This window comes from Pseudomonas sp. Pseusp3, from assembly GCF_047304225.1.
GTDB lineage: Bacteria > Pseudomonadota > Gammaproteobacteria > Pseudomonadales > Pseudomonadaceae > Aquipseudomonas > Aquipseudomonas fluorescens_CD.
Genome location: NZ_JBGLYV010000109.1, coordinates 1 through 18,004 on the forward strand (window position 1 = coordinate 1; position 18,004 = coordinate 18,004).

14 protein-coding genes are annotated in these 18,004 nt (G+C 62.7%); 10 read left to right on the forward strand and 4 right to left on the reverse strand.

What is annotated here, in order from left to right; all coding sequences use genetic code 11:
* The first annotated feature begins 184 nt into the window (after positions 1-184).
* Both ACCD00_RS25865 and ACCD00_RS25870 read left to right on the forward strand, forming a co-directional pair.
* The gene (locus ACCD00_RS25865; RefSeq protein ID WP_413428141.1) at positions 185-1,531 is read left to right on the forward strand and encodes a hypothetical protein; all 1,347 of its coding nucleotides are present in this window, start codon (positions 185-187) and stop codon (positions 1,529-1,531) included.
* A 35-nt stretch (positions 1,532-1,566) separates the two neighbouring features.
* A complete protein-coding gene (locus ACCD00_RS25870) occupies positions 1,567-3,816 on the forward strand; it encodes an Ig-like domain-containing protein (RefSeq protein ID WP_413428142.1) in 2,250 nt (749 codons plus the stop codon).
* Positions 3,817-4,473: 657 nt separating this feature from the next.
* Here ACCD00_RS25870 and ACCD00_RS25875 read toward each other — a convergent pair.
* Positions 4,474-5,880 carry an FAD/NAD(P)-binding protein gene (locus ACCD00_RS25875; RefSeq protein WP_413428143.1) on the reverse strand — a complete coding sequence of 469 codons (1,407 nt, stop codon included), beginning with the start codon at positions 5,878-5,880 and terminating at the stop codon, positions 4,474-4,476.
* Positions 5,881-5,894: 14 nt separating this feature from the next.
* Positions 5,895-6,458 (reverse strand): helix-turn-helix domain-containing protein, encoded by a 564-nt coding sequence (locus ACCD00_RS25880; RefSeq protein ID WP_413428144.1) that lies wholly within the window; start codon positions 6,456-6,458, stop codon positions 5,895-5,897.
* A gap of 84 nt (positions 6,459-6,542) precedes the next feature.
* Between ACCD00_RS25880 and ACCD00_RS25885 the strand changes: the two genes are divergently transcribed.
* On the forward strand, positions 6,543-7,478 hold the full coding sequence (locus ACCD00_RS25885) for a DMT family transporter (RefSeq protein ID WP_413428145.1): 936 nt from the start codon (positions 6,543-6,545) through the stop codon (positions 7,476-7,478).
* Between the two features lie 725 nt (positions 7,479-8,203).
* Here ACCD00_RS25885 and ACCD00_RS25890 read toward each other — a convergent pair.
* Positions 8,204-8,497 (reverse strand): DUF1330 domain-containing protein, encoded by a 294-nt coding sequence (locus ACCD00_RS25890; RefSeq protein ID WP_413428146.1) that lies wholly within the window; start codon positions 8,495-8,497, stop codon positions 8,204-8,206.
* A gap of 70 nt (positions 8,498-8,567) precedes the next feature.
* Here ACCD00_RS25890 and ribBA point away from each other — a divergent pair, with 70 nt between their 5' ends.
* The 6 genes from ribBA to ACCD00_RS25920 all read left to right on the forward strand — a co-directional run bounded on the left by ribBA (position 8,568) and on the right by ACCD00_RS25920 (position 15,904).
* Entirely contained in the window at positions 8,568-9,677 is a 1,110-nt protein-coding gene (ribBA, locus tag ACCD00_RS25895) for a bifunctional 3,4-dihydroxy-2-butanone-4-phosphate synthase/GTP cyclohydrolase II (protein WP_413428147.1), read from the forward strand.
* A 293-nt stretch (positions 9,678-9,970) separates the two neighbouring features.
* Positions 9,971-10,996, forward strand: a complete 1,026-nt coding sequence (locus ACCD00_RS25900; RefSeq protein ID WP_085714764.1) for an ABC transporter substrate-binding protein — start codon at positions 9,971-9,973, stop codon at positions 10,994-10,996.
* Entirely contained in the window at positions 10,993-11,937 is a 945-nt protein-coding gene (locus ACCD00_RS25905; RefSeq protein ID WP_413428148.1) for an ABC transporter permease, read from the forward strand. The genes ACCD00_RS25900 and ACCD00_RS25905 overlap by 4 nt, the downstream gene beginning before the upstream one ends.
* 6 nt (positions 11,938-11,943) lie before the next feature.
* Positions 11,944-12,753 (forward strand): ABC transporter permease, encoded by an 810-nt coding sequence (locus ACCD00_RS25910; protein WP_007976227.1) that lies wholly within the window; start codon positions 11,944-11,946, stop codon positions 12,751-12,753.
* Positions 12,754-12,769: 16 nt separating this feature from the next.
* Positions 12,770-13,924, forward strand: coding sequence for an ABC transporter ATP-binding protein (locus tag ACCD00_RS25915; protein ID WP_413428149.1), 1,155 nt, complete (start codon positions 12,770-12,772; stop codon positions 13,922-13,924).
* Positions 13,925-14,188: 264 nt separating this feature from the next.
* The gene (locus ACCD00_RS25920; RefSeq protein ID WP_413428150.1) at positions 14,189-15,904 is read left to right on the forward strand and encodes an amidase; all 1,716 of its coding nucleotides are present in this window, start codon (positions 14,189-14,191) and stop codon (positions 15,902-15,904) included.
* Between the two features lie 145 nt (positions 15,905-16,049).
* On the opposite strand, the gene ACCD00_RS25925 is transcribed toward ACCD00_RS25920, so the two are convergent.
* Complete coding sequence (locus tag ACCD00_RS25925; RefSeq protein WP_413428151.1) at positions 16,050-17,048, reverse strand: bile acid:sodium symporter family protein; 999 nt, start codon at positions 17,046-17,048, stop codon at positions 16,050-16,052.
* Positions 17,049-17,133: 85 nt separating this feature from the next.
* Between ACCD00_RS25925 and ACCD00_RS25930 the strand changes: the two genes are divergently transcribed.
* On the forward strand, positions 17,134-17,922 hold the full coding sequence (locus ACCD00_RS25930; RefSeq protein WP_413428152.1) for an AraC family transcriptional regulator: 789 nt from the start codon (positions 17,134-17,136) through the stop codon (positions 17,920-17,922).
* Positions 17,923-18,004 lie beyond the last annotated feature (82 nt).

Genomic DNA, 18,004 nt, shown 5'->3' on the forward strand with positions numbered 1-18,004 from the left:
ATCCACCCCCAATGTTGGGGAAAACCGCCCGATCTCGAACTTTCCAGTCTGTCACCCGCGACTGCGCCAACGCCTGTAGTTCGGGCCTATCACGGGCGTTTTCGCTGATTGGTATGGAAGTTGCCAAACTCCCAGCCAACTGACCCATCCCCAAGGGGCAGGTACTTCGATAGAGGGAATACTCATGCACCCTTTACTGTGCAAAACCGCGACCGCCCTGGTTTTTACCGCTCTAGCCCAAGGCATTGCCCAGGCAGCGCTGTTTGCCGTAGACCCCGGACCCTACCTGCCAGCCAATGGCAATTTCGCCGCCTGGTATCAGGATAGCCACGGCCGAACCCTTGACCTGTGCTTATCAAAGGCTGTCAGTTCCAGGGTTGCCAGCGCACCAGGCGCCCCGACTTACATGTGCTCGTTGATCCCTAATCCCGGCATTTTCGATGACACCAAACCTTTGGTCTTCCCGACCAATTTCCCCGACGAAGCGTTCTGGGCTACAGGCGAAACGACCATCGTCGATGCCGCCCGAGGCATCGACCTGACCTATGTGTCGGCGCTCGAAGCCGCCTTCAGTGGCGGTGATCCACTGGAGGGCGACCAGATCAGCTTCGCCCGTATCCGTATTCGCATCGACGTGCCTACCGCCGGCACTTATGTCATCACCCACCCCTACGGCGTCGAAGTGTTCAATGTCGACACCCCCGGCCGACGGGCGATCAACATGACCCGGGACATCGGCATCGGTGCGCCAAAAACCTACGATGGTGCGCTCAAAGGCGACGTCGGGCCGTTTCTGCGCAGCGTCAATGGCCCCTATACCGAGACCAATCCGACCACGGGCCAGGCCGAACAGTTCGTCGGCGATCCGAACCTCAATGAAGCGGTCACCGGCAGCCCGTTCAACACCAACTACGTGCGCATCGAAGGCCCCAATGGCCTGGACTTGCGCACCACCCTCTTTGCCGTTTCCGGCAAGTTGTCGTCGGTGGTCCGGCCAACCCCGGTGATCGCCGAGCGCAGCACCTACTCGCGGCATGCCGGTACCAGTGCACCGGTGGCCCAGCAGGACGTGTTCGTGCTGGCCCCGCCACCACCGGCCACTGTGACCCTGGCCAGCAACAACCCGGTCCTGAACTTCACCGAAGCGAACACCACCGGCCACTGGTATGCGCAGTCACCGAACGATCCGACGCTGCCGAGCACCTTGCAGGTAACCGCCGACAACCACCTGGCCATCGCCAGCAGCACGCCGACCACCCTGCCCATGCCGCTGACCGACCTGGTGACGATCTCACGTGCCGAATACAGCCTGAGCACCGGGCAAATCACCATCACGGCCTCGACCAGCGATGAAACGTCGCCACCGGTACTCACCGCTACCACTGGCACCGGTCTCGCCATCGGCGCCCTGAGTGGCGACGGTGCAGTGAAAAGCCTGGCCACCGGCATCTCGCCGATTCCGCCAGCCCAGGTTCGCGTGACGTCATCCAATGGCGGCAGCGATACCGAAGAAGTGGTCATCGTGCAATGAACGCTCACATGCCCAGATCCTCATCAGGAGGCATCATGAACAATTGGCCACGCCTGGCGCTCAACGCCCTGGGACTGACTCTATCGCTGTCCGGCAGTGCTTTCGCGCAACTTGCCGCCGTCGATCCCGGCCCTTACACCTTTGCCACCGGGAAATTCCCGATCTGGTATCAGGACCAGAACCAGCTGTCGATGGAGCTGTGCCAGTCCCGAGCCGTCAGCACACGGGTGCCAGCCAGTGTGCCACCGGCCTACATGTGCACCCTGTTGCCGACACCAGGCATTTTCGACGACACCCTGCCAATGGTGTTCCCGGATAACTGGCCAGACGAAGCCTTCTGGTTCCTCGCCGAGACCAGCATCCCCAACAACGCCGCCGGCTATGGCATGGACGCTTATGTCGCCGGGATCGAGGCTGCCTTTGCTGGCGGTAATCCGGTCGACGGCGACCAGATCAGCTTCGCGCGGATTCGTATGCGGGTGAACATTCCCACTGCCGGGACCTACACCATTACCCACCCCTACGGCGTGGAAACGGTCAACGTCACCACCCCAGGCCGTCGTGCGATCAACATCACCCGGGACGTCGGCGTCGGTGCACCGGGGGTTTTCAGCGGTGCAGTGAACGGAGCGATCGGGCCGTTCCTGCGCAGCGTCAACGGCCCCTATACCGCGGTGAACCCGGACACCGGCGCCATCGAGACCTTCGTCGGCGACCCGAACCTCACCGAAGCCGTGACCGGCAGCCCCAACAACACCAACTTCGTGCGCATCCAGGGTCCGGCCGGGACCATCCAGACCAACCTCTTCACCCTGTCCGGCAAGGTGCTCGACAACCGCGCGCAAACCGCGGTGGACATGACCCGAGCCACCTACCGCCGCACAGCAGGCACGGGCGGCAACACCACCCGGGTCGAAGTGTTTGCCAAAGCCGCCAACGGTTCGACCCTGTGCTTCCGTGAAAGCATCGCGCTGGTGCCCGGCCCGCCTGTATCGCCTTGCCAGACCAACATGCTGAGCGATAACAACGGCGTGTTCTTCGCCCAACATCTGCTGACCAACGCAACCGTGCCTCCGGTCGTGGTGGTCACTGCCACCAACCCGGCAGGGACCACCCGCCCGACCGCGGTGTCGAGCAAGCTCTCGGACGTGGTGAAAATCCAGACCGCCCTTTACAACTGGAGCAACCACAGCCTGCTGATCGAGGCCACCTCCACAGACGAAGTGGTGGTACCGGACATGGTCGCCCAGGGCTACGGAAGACTATCGAAAACCGGCACCCTGCAACGCCTTACGGTGACTGACCTGAGCCAACCCCCTGCAACCGTTACGGTGAAATCCGCCGCCGGCGGCAGTGACACCGAGCCGGTCGTAGTCGTCGGCACTGCACCGGACACCGGCGCGAACCAGGCACCGATCTCCGTCGCCGATACCGGCAGCACCAGCTTCGGCGTGCCGATCACCCTCAACCTGCTGGCCAACGACAGGGACCCGGACGGCAATACGCCGCTGAGCATTACCGCGCTGACCCCGCCGGCCGCCGGCCAGGGCACCGTAGCATTGAGCGGCACTACGGCGGTGGTCTACACCCCTCCCGCTGTGGTCAACGCGCCGCTGACCACGACCTTCACCTACAAGGCCCAGGACGTCAAAGGCCTGGCCTCGACGACGGCGGCAACCGTGACCATCACCGTGGCGCCTAACCGGCCACCGGTGGCAGTCGCCGATGCCGTCACCACACTGGGTGTGGCGATTCCAATCAACGTGCTGGCCAACGACACCGATCCGGAAGGCAACCTGCCGCTAGCGGTCGCCAGCTTCACTCAACCACCGACAGGTCGCGGCATCGTCAGCAGTAACGGCACAGTGCTCACCTACACCCCACCGGCCACCTTCCCCACGGCCTTCACCACGACCTTCACCTACATCGCCCGGGACAGCTTCGGTGCCCAGTCGACGTCGCCGGCCACGGTCACGGTGCAGATCTCGCCACGGCCTGTTGCGGAAACCTTCGCAGTGACTACCGCAACGGTGAGCGCCCGCTCCAACAACCGCTTCACCTGGAACTTTGCCGGTACCTCATCGGTGACCACCGGCAACACCATCACCATCAAGGTCACCACTCCGACCGGACTGGTCACCCTGGGCACCACCGCCGTACCGGCGAACGGTCGCTGGAAGTTGACGGTGAACAACACCACCACGGTCGTTCCGTCAGCGAACCCGACCGCCACGGTCAGCTCGTCCCAAGGCTCCGTGCAGACGGTGCCGGTGATCGCCAACTGAGCCTGCGCCCCATCAGCCACGCTGGCTGATGGGGCTGGCTTCAACCCTATGGAAAACCGCGACCTCGGGTGGGGGGCAGCTTACGCTTTGAAGGTGTACATATCCGGATCTTTGGTAATGGCGGCTTATGGTTCCGCCCTTACGGCGGGTTACTTGGAAGAGCGGAGCGCCGCCCGGCCCCAAGTAACCAAGGGCTCTTGCCCCTGACGTTCGGCCTCTCGAGGGGGCAAGAAGATCAAAAGCCAAAGCAAAAGCGAGGCGGCCTGCTGGCCGGCCTGTTCGCAATTGAACGCGTTCCCCTGTAGGAGCGAGCTTGCTCGCTAAAAACGCCGAGACACCGCGGGGATTCAGGCAGACCGCGTCATCGTTGACGTCCATCGCGAGCAAGCTCGCTCCTACAATGGGTCTGCGTAGACCCACGCTTTTCACCATTCATTGCATGCAGGTCGCGCGCAGCCGACCGGAGGGCAATGCCCCCGGATGAATGCCGGAGCGAAGGAACCCCGAGCCCCGGCGAGGGGCCAGACGTTCGGGGCGAGCGTTTTTTTTTGCTTACTTTTTTTGAGGCGTTTGTCAAAAAAAGTGAGTCGCCGTAAGGGCGAAACCATCAGCCGCCGTTACCCAAGCAACGGATATGCACTCAGCCCCACAACCTGATTAGCGCACCAACCGCTCGGCCAACGCCTTGGCCTGGCTCGCCACATCGGTGACGGCAGTACTTTCCCACCACATGCCACGCAACGGCGGCCCCATGGCAAACAGACGGCGGGCCGGCTGCCCCTCGGCGTTCAGGACCGCGCCATCAACCTCTGCCGCGATGCCCAGGGCCAACGGCCCCGGCTGCACCAGGCCTCGGGCAAGCAGTTGCCGGGGCAACGGTCGCGCGACCCGGCGCCAGTCGTATTCGATACCGCTGGAGTTGATCAGGGCGGCACCGCTGACCACACAGGTCTGCGCCTCGCCGCGCCGCCGAAGGCGGATACTCACCCCGCCATTCATCGCAGGCTCAAGGCCCTTGTACGAGGCTGCGTGAATACGTAGCCGCCCTTCTTTATACAAGCGTTCCACCAATTCGGCGCTCAGAGGTGGCGAGCGGTGGTGATGACTTTCCCACCACGGCCGCACATGCCGCACGAACTGCCGACGCTGCTCATCCGTCGCCTGATGCCACAAGCGGCCAATGTGTGCTCGCACCGTGTCCAGTGGCGCCTGCCAATCGATGCCCTGGGCGATGGCGTCCCGGCAGTGTCGACGCAGCTCGCGCATCAACTGGCGGGGTGTGCGGATGCTCGGGTCCTCAGCGAGAAAATCCACCCAGGCCGGTGGCTGGCGCCGCACATGGGGCAACAGTCCATGGCGGGAAAACACTTCGATCGGCCCACGGTGTCCGGCCTGTTCAAGGGACACCACGGCGTCGACCATGGTCAGGCCCGAGCCGATGATCATGACCGTCGATTGCGGATCGAGTTGCTGCATGGCCGCCACATCCCACGGATCGAGGGCCGCCGCGTTCAAACCACTGGACCGGGTTTGTGGCGTGCGCGCGGCGGGAAACATCCCGGTGGCCAGTACCGCAAAAGCGCCCTGCACGCATCGGCCATCGCTCAGGGTCAATCGTACGGCGTCGGCATCGGTTTGCAGATCGACCACCTCGGCCTGCACATGCCCGACCGTCGAACCGTTCAAGGCACCCACCGCCTGCGCTTCCGCCAGGCGCTGCCGGGCATACAGGCCGAAAACGCCCCGCGGTGGAAACAGCTCGCTGACCGGTACGTGCTGCTGATCCGATTCCGGCCAGCCGCCCGCCTCGATGTACTCGGTCAACCATTGGGTCAGGTCGTCGGCGTTGTCCGGGTCGACACTCATCCGCGCCGCATTGCCGTTGAGCGTATGGCCCGGCTCCACCGCGCTGTAGGCTTCGCCCCGCCCCAGCTCGGCCCGGGGCTCGATCACCAGCACCCGGCGCTGGCCCGGCAAACGCATCAACTGCGCCGCCAGCATCGCGCCACTGAGGCCGCCGCCGACAATCAGGATGTCCGCGTCATTGGTCAAGGTCTGGTCCATCGTGCACTCCCTGTTCAGATCACTACATTTCGCACAAACCGCGCCGCCACTGCGCCGTCGTTGCGATAACAGTGCGGCTGGTTGCTGGCGAACATGAAGAATTCACCTGCCGCAATATGCTGTGGCTGCTCGCCGAGCATAACGGTCAGGCAACCTTCAAAGACATAAATCTGCTCGCTCCAGCCATCGGCGTCCGGCTCCGACGGATACACCTCGCCCGGTTGCAGGCACCACTCCCACTGCTCGACTTCGCGGCTGGCCTGGGCCTTGGAAAGCAGCACCGCCTTGCTGCCTGGGATCGTGCCAGTCCAGGCCAGCTCATTGATACGGCTCGGATCACGGGCGTCGGGGGCCTGGATCAAATCACTGAAGGCAACGTCGAGGGCTTCGGCCACCCGGTCGAGGGTGGTCAGGCTGACGTTCTTTTCCCCCGCCTCGATCGCCACCAGCATTCGACGGCTGACACCGGACTTTTCCGCCAGCGCGGTCTGGCTCAGGTCGGCGGCATGACGCAAGCGACGGACGTTTTGACTGACGTGCTGGAGGACCGATGCCCGTTGGGTAGAATCTTTGTGCACTATATTGCTCACTGAGTGGGGTTGGGCAGTATACTGCGCAACATTCGGCGCATTGTGCGTCTCCCTCCAGTAGCGTGCAAGGTCATGACGTCGGTGAATTCCCCAAAGGCTTCCTCCCGTTTTACAAGGTTCAGCAAGGCCGAATGCGTGCTGGTGCTGATCACGATGGTCTGGGGCGGTACCTTCCTGCTGGTGCAGCATGCGATGACCGTCAGCGGCCCGATGTTTTTCGTCGGCCTGCGCTTTGCCGCCGCCGCGAGCATTGTCGCGCTGTTTTCCTGGCGCCACCTGCGCGACCTGACCCTGTTCGAACTCAAGGCCGGGTCATTCATCGGCGTGGCGATCATGCTCGGCTACGGCTTGCAGACGGTCGGGTTGCAGAGCATTCCCAGCAGCCAATCGGCGTTCATTACCGCGCTGTATGTCCCGTTTGTGCCGTTGCTGCAATGGCTGGTGCTGGGACGGCGTCCGGGGTTGATGCCCAGCATCGGCATCATGCTGGCCTTTACCGGGCTGATGCTGTTGTCCGGGCCGGCCGGTGCGTCGTTCAACTTCAGCCCCGGTGAAATCGCCACCTTGATCAGCGCCGTGGCCATCGCGGCCGAGATCATCCTGATCAGCACCTATGCCGGCCAGGTCGATGTGCGCCGGGTGACAGCGGTACAACTGGCGGTCACTTCGGTACTGTCGTTCCTGATGGTGGTGCCGACCAACGAAGCGATTCCGGACTTCTCCTGGTTGCTGCTGTGCAGCGCACTGGGCCTTGGGGCCGCGAGTGCGGCGATTCAGGTGGCGATGAACTGGGCACAGAAAAGCGTGTCACCGACCCGCGCCACCCTGATCTATGCCGGTGAGCCGGTATGGGCCGGGATAGTCGGGCGCATCGCCGGGGAACGCCTGCCGGCGATTGCCCTGGTCGGCGCCGGATTGATTGTGGCGGCGGTGATTGTCAGCGAGTTGAAGACCAAGGGTAAGACGGCTGCGGTCGAGGAAGAGCTGGAACAGGAAACACAGGGTTAAGCTGTAGCCTCTGTTTTGTCTGTTGAATGACTTTCGCGAGCAGGCGGTGTGGGTTTTTGAAGGTGTACATATCCGTTTCTGCGGTAACGGCGGCTTATGGTTCCGCCCTTACGGCGGGTTACTTGGAAGAGCGGAGCACCGCCCGGCCCCAAGTAACCAAGGGCTCTTGCCCCTGACGTTCGGTGCCTCAAGGGGGCAAGAAGATCAAAAGCAAAAGCAAGGCGGCCTACTGGCCGGCCTGATCGCAATTGAACGCGTTCTCCTGTAGGAGCGAGCTAGCTCGCGAAAAACGCCAGGACAACGCGGGCATTCAGACAGCCCGCGTCATCGTTGACGACCATCGCGAGCAAGCTCGCTCCTACAGAAGAGAGAAGAGCAGAGCAAAAGTAGGTCGGCATACCCCCACGCTTTTCACCATTCAACAGGCCGAGCGTTAGCTCGCCTGCAGCTCTTGATCTTGATCCACCCGCCCCCTCGGCAGGCTGAGTGGAGGTGTTCATCCGGGGAATGGCGCGCAGCGCCGTTCGACGCAGTCGAACTCATTGCATGCAGGTCGCGCGCAGCCGACCGGAGGGCAATGCCCCCGGATGAATGCCGGAGCGAAGGAACCCCGAGCCCAAGCGAGGGGCCGGACGTAAGGGGCGAGACCTTTTGGTTCCTTTTGGGGCGTTTGCCAAAAGGGACTCGCCGTAAGGGCGAAACCGCCAGCCGCCGTTACCAAAAAATCAGATATGTACCCCCTCGACAATAATCACCTCAGCCAAAGCCACGCCTTCGCGATACCCCCTAGCCTCCTGATACAACGCCGAGTGATAGCAAGCCACCGCCTGCTCATAGGAATCAAACTCGATCACCACACTGCGTTGCGGCGTCGATCGGCCTTCCATCGCCTCGCTACGCCCACCCCGCGCCAGAATCCGACCGCCATACAAGGCAAACGCCTTCGGCGCGCGCTGCGTGTATTGGCTGTATTGATCGGGATCAGTGACATCCACATGAGCAATCCAGTACGCCTTCATAGTGACCTCTCGGTTTATTTTGTATTATGGTATACCACATTATCCATCCAACAAAAACCGAGACTCCAGCATGGCCTTCAACAGCATCGAAGAAATCATCGAAGATTACCGCCTCGGCAAAATGGTCCTGCTGGTCGACGACGAAGACCGGGAAAACGAAGGCGACCTGTTGCTGGCCGCCGATTGCTGCACACCCGAGGCGATAAGCTTCATGGCCCGTGAAGCCCGCGGCCTGATCTGCCTGACCTTGACCGACGAACACTGCAAACGCCTGGGCCTGGAGCAGATGGTGCCGAGCAATGGCAGTGTGTTCAGCACCGCATTCACCGTGTCCATCGAGGCCGCCGTCGGTGTGACCACCGGCATCTCCGCTGCAGATCGTGCCTGCACCATCGCCGCCGCCGTCGCCGCCAACGCCGGCCCCGCCGACATCGTGCAACCCGGTCATATCTTCCCGTTGCGCGCCCGCGAAGGCGGCGTGCTAACCCGCGCCGGTCATACCGAGGCCGGTTGCGACCTGGCCCGCCTGGCCGGCTTCACGCCCGCTTCGGTGATCGTCGAAGTGATGAACGACGACGGCACCATGGCCCGCCGCCCCGACCTGGAAGTGTTTGCACGCAAGCACGGGATCAGGATCGGCACCATCGCCGACCTGATCCACTACCGCCTCAGCACCGAACACACCATCGTGCGCATCGGTGAACGTGATCTGCCAACCGTACACGGCACCTTTCGTCTGATCACCTTTGAGGATCGCATCGAAGGCGGTGTCCACATGGCCATGGTCATGGGCGATCTGCGCCGCGATGAGCCGACGCTGGTGCGCGTGCATGTGATCGACCCGTTGCGCGACCTGGTCGGTGCCGAGTACAGCGGGCCGAGCAACTGGACCTTGTGGGCGGCCTTGCAGCGTGTCGCCACCGAAGGCCACGGCGTGGTGGTGGTGCTGGCCAATCACGAATCCTCGCAAGCGTTGCTCGAACGTGTGCCGCAATTGACCCAGTCATCCCGGCAGTTCAGCCGTTCGCAGTCGCGGATCTACTCGGAGGTGGGCACCGGTGCGCAGATCCTGCAAAACCTTGGCGTGGGCAAGCTGCGCCACCTTGGGCCGCCGCTGAAATATGCGGGCTTGACCGGCTACGACCTGGAGGTGGTGGAGAGTATTCCATTCGCGGGTTGACGCATCCCCTGTGGGAGCGGGCTTGCTCGCGAAGAGGCCGGTACATCCAACATCTTCGTTGACTGTTACACCGCCTTCGCGAGCAAGCCCGCTCCCACAGGAAGAATGTGTCGACGCTGAAAATTGCGTTTTTGGCTGATAGCCGGTACGGCAAAGTGCTTGCACAAAGTTTGGAATACCATAATATGATATTCCATAGACCGGACAGTCGAAGCTGACTTGACGGACCTGTTGCTCCCGATAGGCGGGCACTCAAAAGCCCCGCTCATAAACACAACAATGAGGGCGTGAAAATGGTGTTGAACAAACGTGCGACCGCGGTTCTTTTTGCGGGACTGCTGAGTGTGACCAGCCAGGCATTGCTGGCGGCTGAAAGCGTCAACTTCGTGAGTTGGGGCGGCAGCACCCAGGATGCGCAAAAGCAGGCCTGGGCCGATCCGTTCAGCAAAGCCAGCGGCATCACCGTTGTGCAGGATGGCCCGACCGACTACGGCAAGCTCAAGGCCATGGTCGAAAGCGGCAACGTGCAGTGGGACGTGGTTGACGTCGAAGCCGACTTCGCCCTGCGCGCCGCCTCCGAAGGCTTGCTCGAACCCCTCGATTTCAAAGTCATCGAACGTGACAAGATCGACCCGCGTTTTGTCTCCGATCACGGCGTCGGCTCGTTCTTCTTCTCCTTCGTCCTCGGCTACAACGAAGGCAAGCTCGGCGCCAGCAAACCTCAGAACTGGTCCGCCCTGTTCGACACCAAGACCTACCCCGGCAAACGCGCCCTGTACAAATGGCCAAGCCCTGGCGTGCTCGAACTGGCACTGCTGGCCGATGGCGTGCCGGCCGACAAGCTCTACCCGCTGGACCTGGACCGCGCGTTCAAAAAACTCGACTCCATCAAGAAAGACATCGTCTGGTGGGGTGGCGGCGCGCAGTCGCAGCAACTGCTGGCCTCCGGTGAAGCAAGCATGGGCCAGTTCTGGAACGGCCGGATTCATGCGCTGCAGGAAGACGGCGCCCCGGTCGGCGTAAGCTGGCAGCAGAACCTGGTCATGGCCGACATCCTGGTCATTCCCAAGGGTTCGAAAAACAAGGACGCGGCGATGAAGTTCCTGGCCAACGCCAGCAGTGCCAAGGGTCAGGCGGACTTCTCCAACCTGACCGCCTACGCCCCGGTCAACGTCGACAGCGTGGCGCGCCTGGATTCGGTGCTGGCCCCTAACCTGCCGACCGCTTACGCAAAGGATCAGATCACTCTTGATTTCGCGTACTGGGCCAAGAACGGTCCGGCCATCGCGACACGGTGGAACGAATGGCTGGTCAAATGAAAATGACGGCAACCGCGTCTCATCCATCCACCGCCACCGGGAGCGCCACTGGCGCTGCCGGTTCGGCACCAGGCCAGCCCCTAGCCAGGCAACCCTCGCCGTCGCTGAAACAGCGTTGGCGTGGCGCCAGCAACCTGGTCCCGGCGCTGCTGTTTCTTGGCCTGTTCTTTCTCGCGCCGCTGATTGGCCTGCTGTTGCGCGGCGTGCTGGAACCGGTGCCGGGCCTGGGCAACTACGAGCAACTGTTCGCCAACTCGGCCTACGCACGGGTACTGCTGAACACCTTCTCGGTGGCCGGCCTGGTGACGTTGTTCAGCCTGTTGCTGGGCTTCCCGCTGGCCTGGGCGATCACCCTGGTGCCGCGCGGCTGGGGTCGCTGGATCCTGAACATCGTGCTGCTGTCGATGTGGACCAGCCTGCTTGCCCGCACCTACTCCTGGCTGGTGTTGCTGCAAGCCTCGGGGGTGATCAACAAGGCGCTGATGGCCCTGGGCATCATCGATCAACCGCTGGAGATGGTGCACAACCTCACCGGCGTGGTGATAGGCATGAGCTACATCATGATCCCGTTCATCGTGCTGCCGTTGCAGGCGACCATGCAGGCCATCGACCCGATGATCCTGCAGGCAGGTTCCATCTGCGGCGCCAGCCCCTGGACCAACTTCTTCCGGGTGTTCCTGCCGCTGTGCCGGCCGGGGCTGTTCTCCGGCGGCCTGATGGTGTTCGTGATGTCCCTCGGTTACTACGTGACCCCGGCCTTGCTGGGCGGCGCGCAGAACATGATGCTGCCCGAATTCATCATTCAGCAGGTGCAGTCGTTCCTCAACTGGGGCCTGGCCAGCGCCGGCGCCGCGTTGCTGATCGTGATCACGCTGGTGCTGTTCTACTTCTACCTGAAGCTTCAGCCGGAATCCCCGGTTGGCGCCAGCAACGCGAGGTAAGCCGTCATGCTCCTGACTCCCAATGCCATGAGCCGGCGCATGCGCTTCGGCCTGTATGCCACCACCGGGCTGATCGGGCTGTTCCTGCTGCTGCCGATCGTGTTCATCGTGCTGCTGTCGTTCGGTTCCTCACAATGGCTGGTGTTCCCGCCACCAGGCTGGACGCTGAAATGGTACGGCCAGTTCTTCTCCAATGCCGACTGGATGAACGCGGCGATGGCCAGCCTCAAGGTCGCGGTGCTGACGACGTTCTTCGCCGTCGCATTGGGCCTGCCGACTGCGTTCGCCCTGGTTCGCGGCCGTTTCCCAGGCCGGGAAATGCTCTACGGCCTGTTCACCCTGCCGATGATCGTGCCCCTGGTGATCATTGCCGTGGCGGTGTACGCGCTGTTCCTGAAACTCGGCTACACCGGGACCATGTTCGCCTTCGTGGTCAGCCACGTCATCGTCGCGCTGCCGTTCACCATCATCTCGATCATCAACTCGCTGAAGCTGTTCGATCAGTCGATCGAGGATGCGGCGGTGATCTGCGGCGCCTCGCGCCTGCAAGCGGTGTTCAAGGTGACCTTCCCGGCGATCCGTCCGGGCATGGTGGCCGGCGCCCTCTTCGCCTTCCTCGTCTCGTGGGATGAAGTGGTGCTGAGCGTGATGATGGCCAGCCCGACCCTGCAAACCCTTCCCGTGAAAATGTGGACCACCCTGCGCCAGGACCTGACGCCCGTGATCGCCGTCGCCTCGACGCTGCTGATCGGCCTCTCGGTATTGGTCATGGTGATCGCCGCCGCTCTGCGCCGGCGCAACGAAATCAGCGCCTGAGCGCCAGGAGTACGACATGAGTGCAGTGATCAAAGATTCCGCGCAGCAAAATGACAAGCCCCTGGTCAGCCTGCGTAACCTGAACAAGCACTACGGCGACTTTGCCGCCGTGGACAACATCTCGCTGGACATCAAGGACGGTGAATTCCTCACCTTCCTCGGTTCCAGCGGCTCGGGCAAAAGCACCACGCTGTCGATGCTTGCCGGCTTCGAAACCCCGAGCAGCGGCGAGATCCTGGTCAGCGGCCAGTCGCTGGTCAACGTGCCGCCGCACAAGCGCGACATCGGCATGGTGTTCCAGCGCTATTCGCTGTTCCCGCATCTGTCGGTGCGCGACAACATCGCCTTCCCGCTGGCAATCCGCAAACTCGCCGCCGCCGAACGTGACAAGCGCGTCGACGCGATGCTCAAACTGGTGCAGCTGGAGCAATTCGCCCATCGCCGCCCTTCGCAACTGTCCGGTGGCCAGCAGCAACGGGTCGCCATTGCCCGGGCACTGGTCTATGAGCCACGCATCCTGCTGATGGACGAACCGCTGGGAGCACTCGACAAAAAACTGCGCGAAGACTTGCAGGATGAACTGCGTCAGCTGCATCGGCGCCTGGGCATCACCATCGTCTACGTGACCCACGATCAGGAAGAAGCCATGCGCCTGTCCCAGCGCATCGCGATTTTCAGCCACGGCAAGATCGTCGGCCTGGGCAGCGGTTACGACCTTTACCAGAACCCGCCGAACGCCTTTGTCGCATCGTTCCTCGGCAATTCGAACTTCCTCAAGCTCAAGGCCCAGGGAAATGCCGTGGCGACTTTCGAAGTCCAGGCGCTGTCGATCCGGCTCACCGCCGGCCTACGAACCGACCAGGACGTGCTGCTGATGGTGCGTCCGGAAAAAGCCCTGGCCCTGAGCAATGACCAGGCGATTGCCGAACCGCTGGCCGCCGGCTGGAACGAAGTCTCGGCCAAGGTCGTGGAAGTGCTGTTTCTCGGCGAAAGCCAGACCTGCAGCGTGGTCACCGCTGGCGGCACCTCGATGACGGTCAAGGCACTGTCCGCTGCCGGCATGCCGCTCAAGTCCGGTGACCCGGTGCGGGTGCGCTGGGCCACGGCGGACGCCTGCGTGTACACCGAATGGGCCGAAAGCGACCTGAACAAGGCCGCCGGCGCTCACTGATCCATTGGCCTGCGCGTGCGGGCCACTATAATGAGTCACCCTCGGGCCACCACAACGTCGGGTTGTGGTGGCCTTTTTTCTGTCGCCTGTAAGATAAATTGGACAACGGATTCCTAAAATCCCGGTTTAATGCTAAATAGTGCTCAGTATTTTTAACACCCGACCCTGTCGTGCCACACAGTGCAACGAGAATAACGATATGAATGTCCATTTCGAGAAAAGTGAAGTGTTTGGGACCCTCCACCTGCAAATGGCGGTGGCAGCATGATCGAAGTCACCGAAGTTTCCATTGCCGAGCTGCGCGCCGCGCTCGAATCCGGCCAGACTACCTCGGTTGAGCTGGTCCAGGCTTATCTTGCGCGAATCGACGCCTATGACGGCCCCGAAACCGCCACGGCGCTGAACGCAGTTGTAGTGCGCAACCCCGAGGCCCTCGCCGAAGCACAGGCCGCCGACGCCCGTCGCGCCAAGGGCCAGGTGCTGGGGCCGCTGGACGGCATCCCTTACACCGCCAAGGACAGTTATCTGGTCAAGGGCCTCACCGCCGCTTCCGGCAGCCCGGCCTTCAAGGACCTGGTCGCCTATCGCGATGCGTTCACCATCGAACGCCTGCGCGCCGCCGGGGCGATCTGCCTGGGCAAGACCAACATGCCGCCGATGGCCAACGGCGGGATGCAGCGCGGTGTCTACGGCCGTGCCGAAAGCCCGTACAACGCCGACTACCTCACCGCCCCTTTCGCTTCCGGCTCGTCGAACGGTGCCGGTACGGCGACCGCGGCCAGTTTCTCGGCCTTCGGCCTGGCGGAAGAAACCTGGTCGAGCGGCCGTGGCCCGGCCTCGAACAATGGTTTGTGCGCCTACACCCCCTCACGCGGGGTGATCTCGGTACGCGGCAACTGGCCGTTGACCCCGACCATGGACGTGGTCGTGCCGTTTGCCCGGACCATGGCCGACCTGCTCGAAGTGCTCGACGTGGTAGTGGCCGATGACCCGGACACCCGCGGTGACCTGTGGCGCTTGCAGCCTTGGGTGCCAATTCCGAAATCGTCTGAGGTACGCCCTGAATCCTATGCTGCGCTGGCTGCGAACAGCGAAGCGCTCAAAGGCAAGAAGTTCGGCATTCCGCGCATGTACATCAACGCCGACCCTGAAGCGGGCACTTCCGAAGCGCCGGGCATCGGCGGGCCAACCGGCCAGCGCATCAACACCCGTCCTTCGGTGATCGGGCTCTGGGAACAGGCGCGCAAGGCCCTCGAAGCCGCGGGTGCCGAAGTGCTCGAAGTGGACTTCCCGCTGGTTTCCAATTGCGAAGGCGATCGCCCTGGCGCACCGACCGTGTTCAATCGCGGCATCGTCTCCAAGGAATTTTTACACCATGAACTGTGGGACCTGACCGCCTGGGCGTTCGATGATTTCCTGCAGGCCAACGGCGACCCGAAATTGAACCGTCTGGTCGATGTCGACGGTCCGCAGATCTTCCCTCACGACCCGGGCACCCTGCCCAACCGCGAGGGCGACCTCGCCGCCGGCATGGACGAATACGTGCGCATGGCCGAACGCGGCATCACGCCGTGGGACCAGATCAGCACGGTGCCGGACGGCCTGCGCGGACTGGAAAAGACCCGCAAGATCGATCTGGAAGACTGGATGGATCGCCTGGGCCTCGACGCGGTGCTGTTCCCGACGGTCGCCGATGTGGGGCCGGCGAATGCCGATGTCGATCCGCAATCGGCGGATATCGCCTGGAGCAACGGCGTCTGGGTCGCCAACGGCAACCTCGCCATCCGTCACCTCGGCGTGCCAACGGTCACCGTGCCGATGGGCGTGATGCCGGACATCGGCATGCCGGTCGGCCTGACGTTTGCCGGTCGCGCCTATGACGACTCCAGGCTGCTGCACCTGGCGTCGGCGTTCGAGTCGACCGGCAGCAAGCGCATGATCCCGCCGCGTACCCCGCCATTGGCGGCTGACCAACAGTAAAAAGGTTCTTTCACTGGTTTGGACGCTCCCTTGTAGGAGCTGGCTTGCCAGCGATGGTCGTTAACTATAACGCGTTCGAGCTGGATAAACGCGGCGTACTTGAGTCCATCGCCGGCAAGCCGGCTCCTACAGCTTCCCGGGATTATCAGGGATCAACCTGGGCCATCAGTTCCGGAATCGATTCCGGCCGATTGGCAAAACGCTGCGCCAGCACCGCACAGACCATCAGTTGAATCTGGTGGAACAGCATCAACGGCAGGATCAGCACGCCAATGGTGCTACCGGCAAACAACACCTGCGCCATCGGCACACCGGTTGCCAGGCTTTTCTTCGAGCCGCAGAAGAGAATGGTGATGCGGTCTTCCTGATTGAAACCGAATGCCTTGCCCAGTACGGTCGAGGCCACCAGCACCAGCCCCAGGACCACGCAGCACGCCACCACCAGCCCGAGCAGATCCAGCAATGGAATCTGATGCCAGAGGCCCTCGATCACCGCCTCGCTGAACGCGCCGTAGACCACCAACAGAATCGAGCCCTGATCGACGAACTTCAGCCAGCTCTTGTTGCGCGCCACCCAGTTGCCAATCCAGCGCCGCGCGATTTGCCCGGCAATGAACGGCAGCAGCAACTGCACGCTGATCTTGAGGATGGCGTCGAGGGTCGAGGAGCCTTCGCCGTGCACATTCAGCAGCAAGGTCACCAGCAACGGCGTGAGAAAAATCCCGAACAGGCTGGACGCCGCCGCGCTGCAAATCGCCGCCGGGATGTTGCCCCGCGCCAGTGAAGTAAAGGCAATCGCCGACTGCACCGTGGCGGGCAGCGCACACAGGTAAAGCATGCCCATGTACAGGTCTTTGCCAATCAGCGGCGACAGCAGCGGCTTGAGCGCCAGGCCGAGCAACGGAAACACCACGAAGGTCAGGCTGAACACCAGCAAATGCAGGCGCCAGTGCCCGGCACCGGCAATGATCGACTCGCGGGACAGCTTGGCGCCATGCAGGAAAAACAACAGCGCGATGGCGATGTTGGTCAGCCAGCCAAAACCGACCGCGACCTGGCCGCTGGCGGGCAGCAGGCTGGCGAGCGTCACCACGCCGATCAGGGTCAGGGTGAAGTTGTCGGGTAACAAGCGGGGGCGAGTCATGGGTTTGATCATCCGGGGGTTGCCAGTACGTGAAAGCGACTCTAACGTGCTTGTGAATTACCGACTAACGCCGATGAGCCAGCAGATGCCGCCTAAAGGACATGACAAAAGTATCCGGCGCAGTATTCCCGGGCTGTCCAGCCTGCCACGGCCACTCTACGGCCGTACCGAATCGCTGCCCAATCGCGCATTGACCCGGCGCCACAGCCACCCTTGGGTGCAGCTGTCCTATGCGATCCAGGGCGTGCTCGAAATACAGACCGGCGCCGGGCGTTTCGTGGCCCCGCCGGAGCGTGCGGTGTGGATTCCGGCGGGCATGCCGCACCGGGTGTTCAGTTCGCCGCGTACGGAAATGCGCAGCCTGTACATCGACTGCAGCGTCTCGACTTGGGCGTCGCCGGGCTGTCATGTGTTGGGGGTCAGCGATTTGCTGCGCGAGTTGATCCGTGCCTTCAGCCAGATTCCGGTGGAATACGATCAGAACGGTCCGCACGGTCGGTTGGCCCAGGTGATTCTGGATCAGTTGGCCGAGGCGCCGCAGATCGACTTGATGCTGCCACTGCCCCAGGACAGCCGATTGCGGCAGATCGCGCAGAGCCTGGAGTCGCACCCGGAGCAACAGACCACGCTCAGTCACTGGAGCGACAAATTCGGCGTCACCGAGAAAACCCTCAGTCGCCTGTTCCTGCGCGACACCGGTCTGACCTTTCGCGCCTGGCGACAGCGCTTGCGCCTGCTCGGCGCCCTGACGCCACTGGAACAGGGCGAACGAGTGACCGACGTCGCATTGGCTTGTGGCTATGACTCGACGTCGGCATTCATCGCCGCCTTCCGCCAGCAGTTCGGCGAAACACCGGGGGAGTTCTTCCGCTGACTGCTCAAACAGAACCCCGTGGGAGCGGGCTTGCTCGCGAAAGCGGTGGATCAGTCGACACATGCATTGACTGGCACTCTGC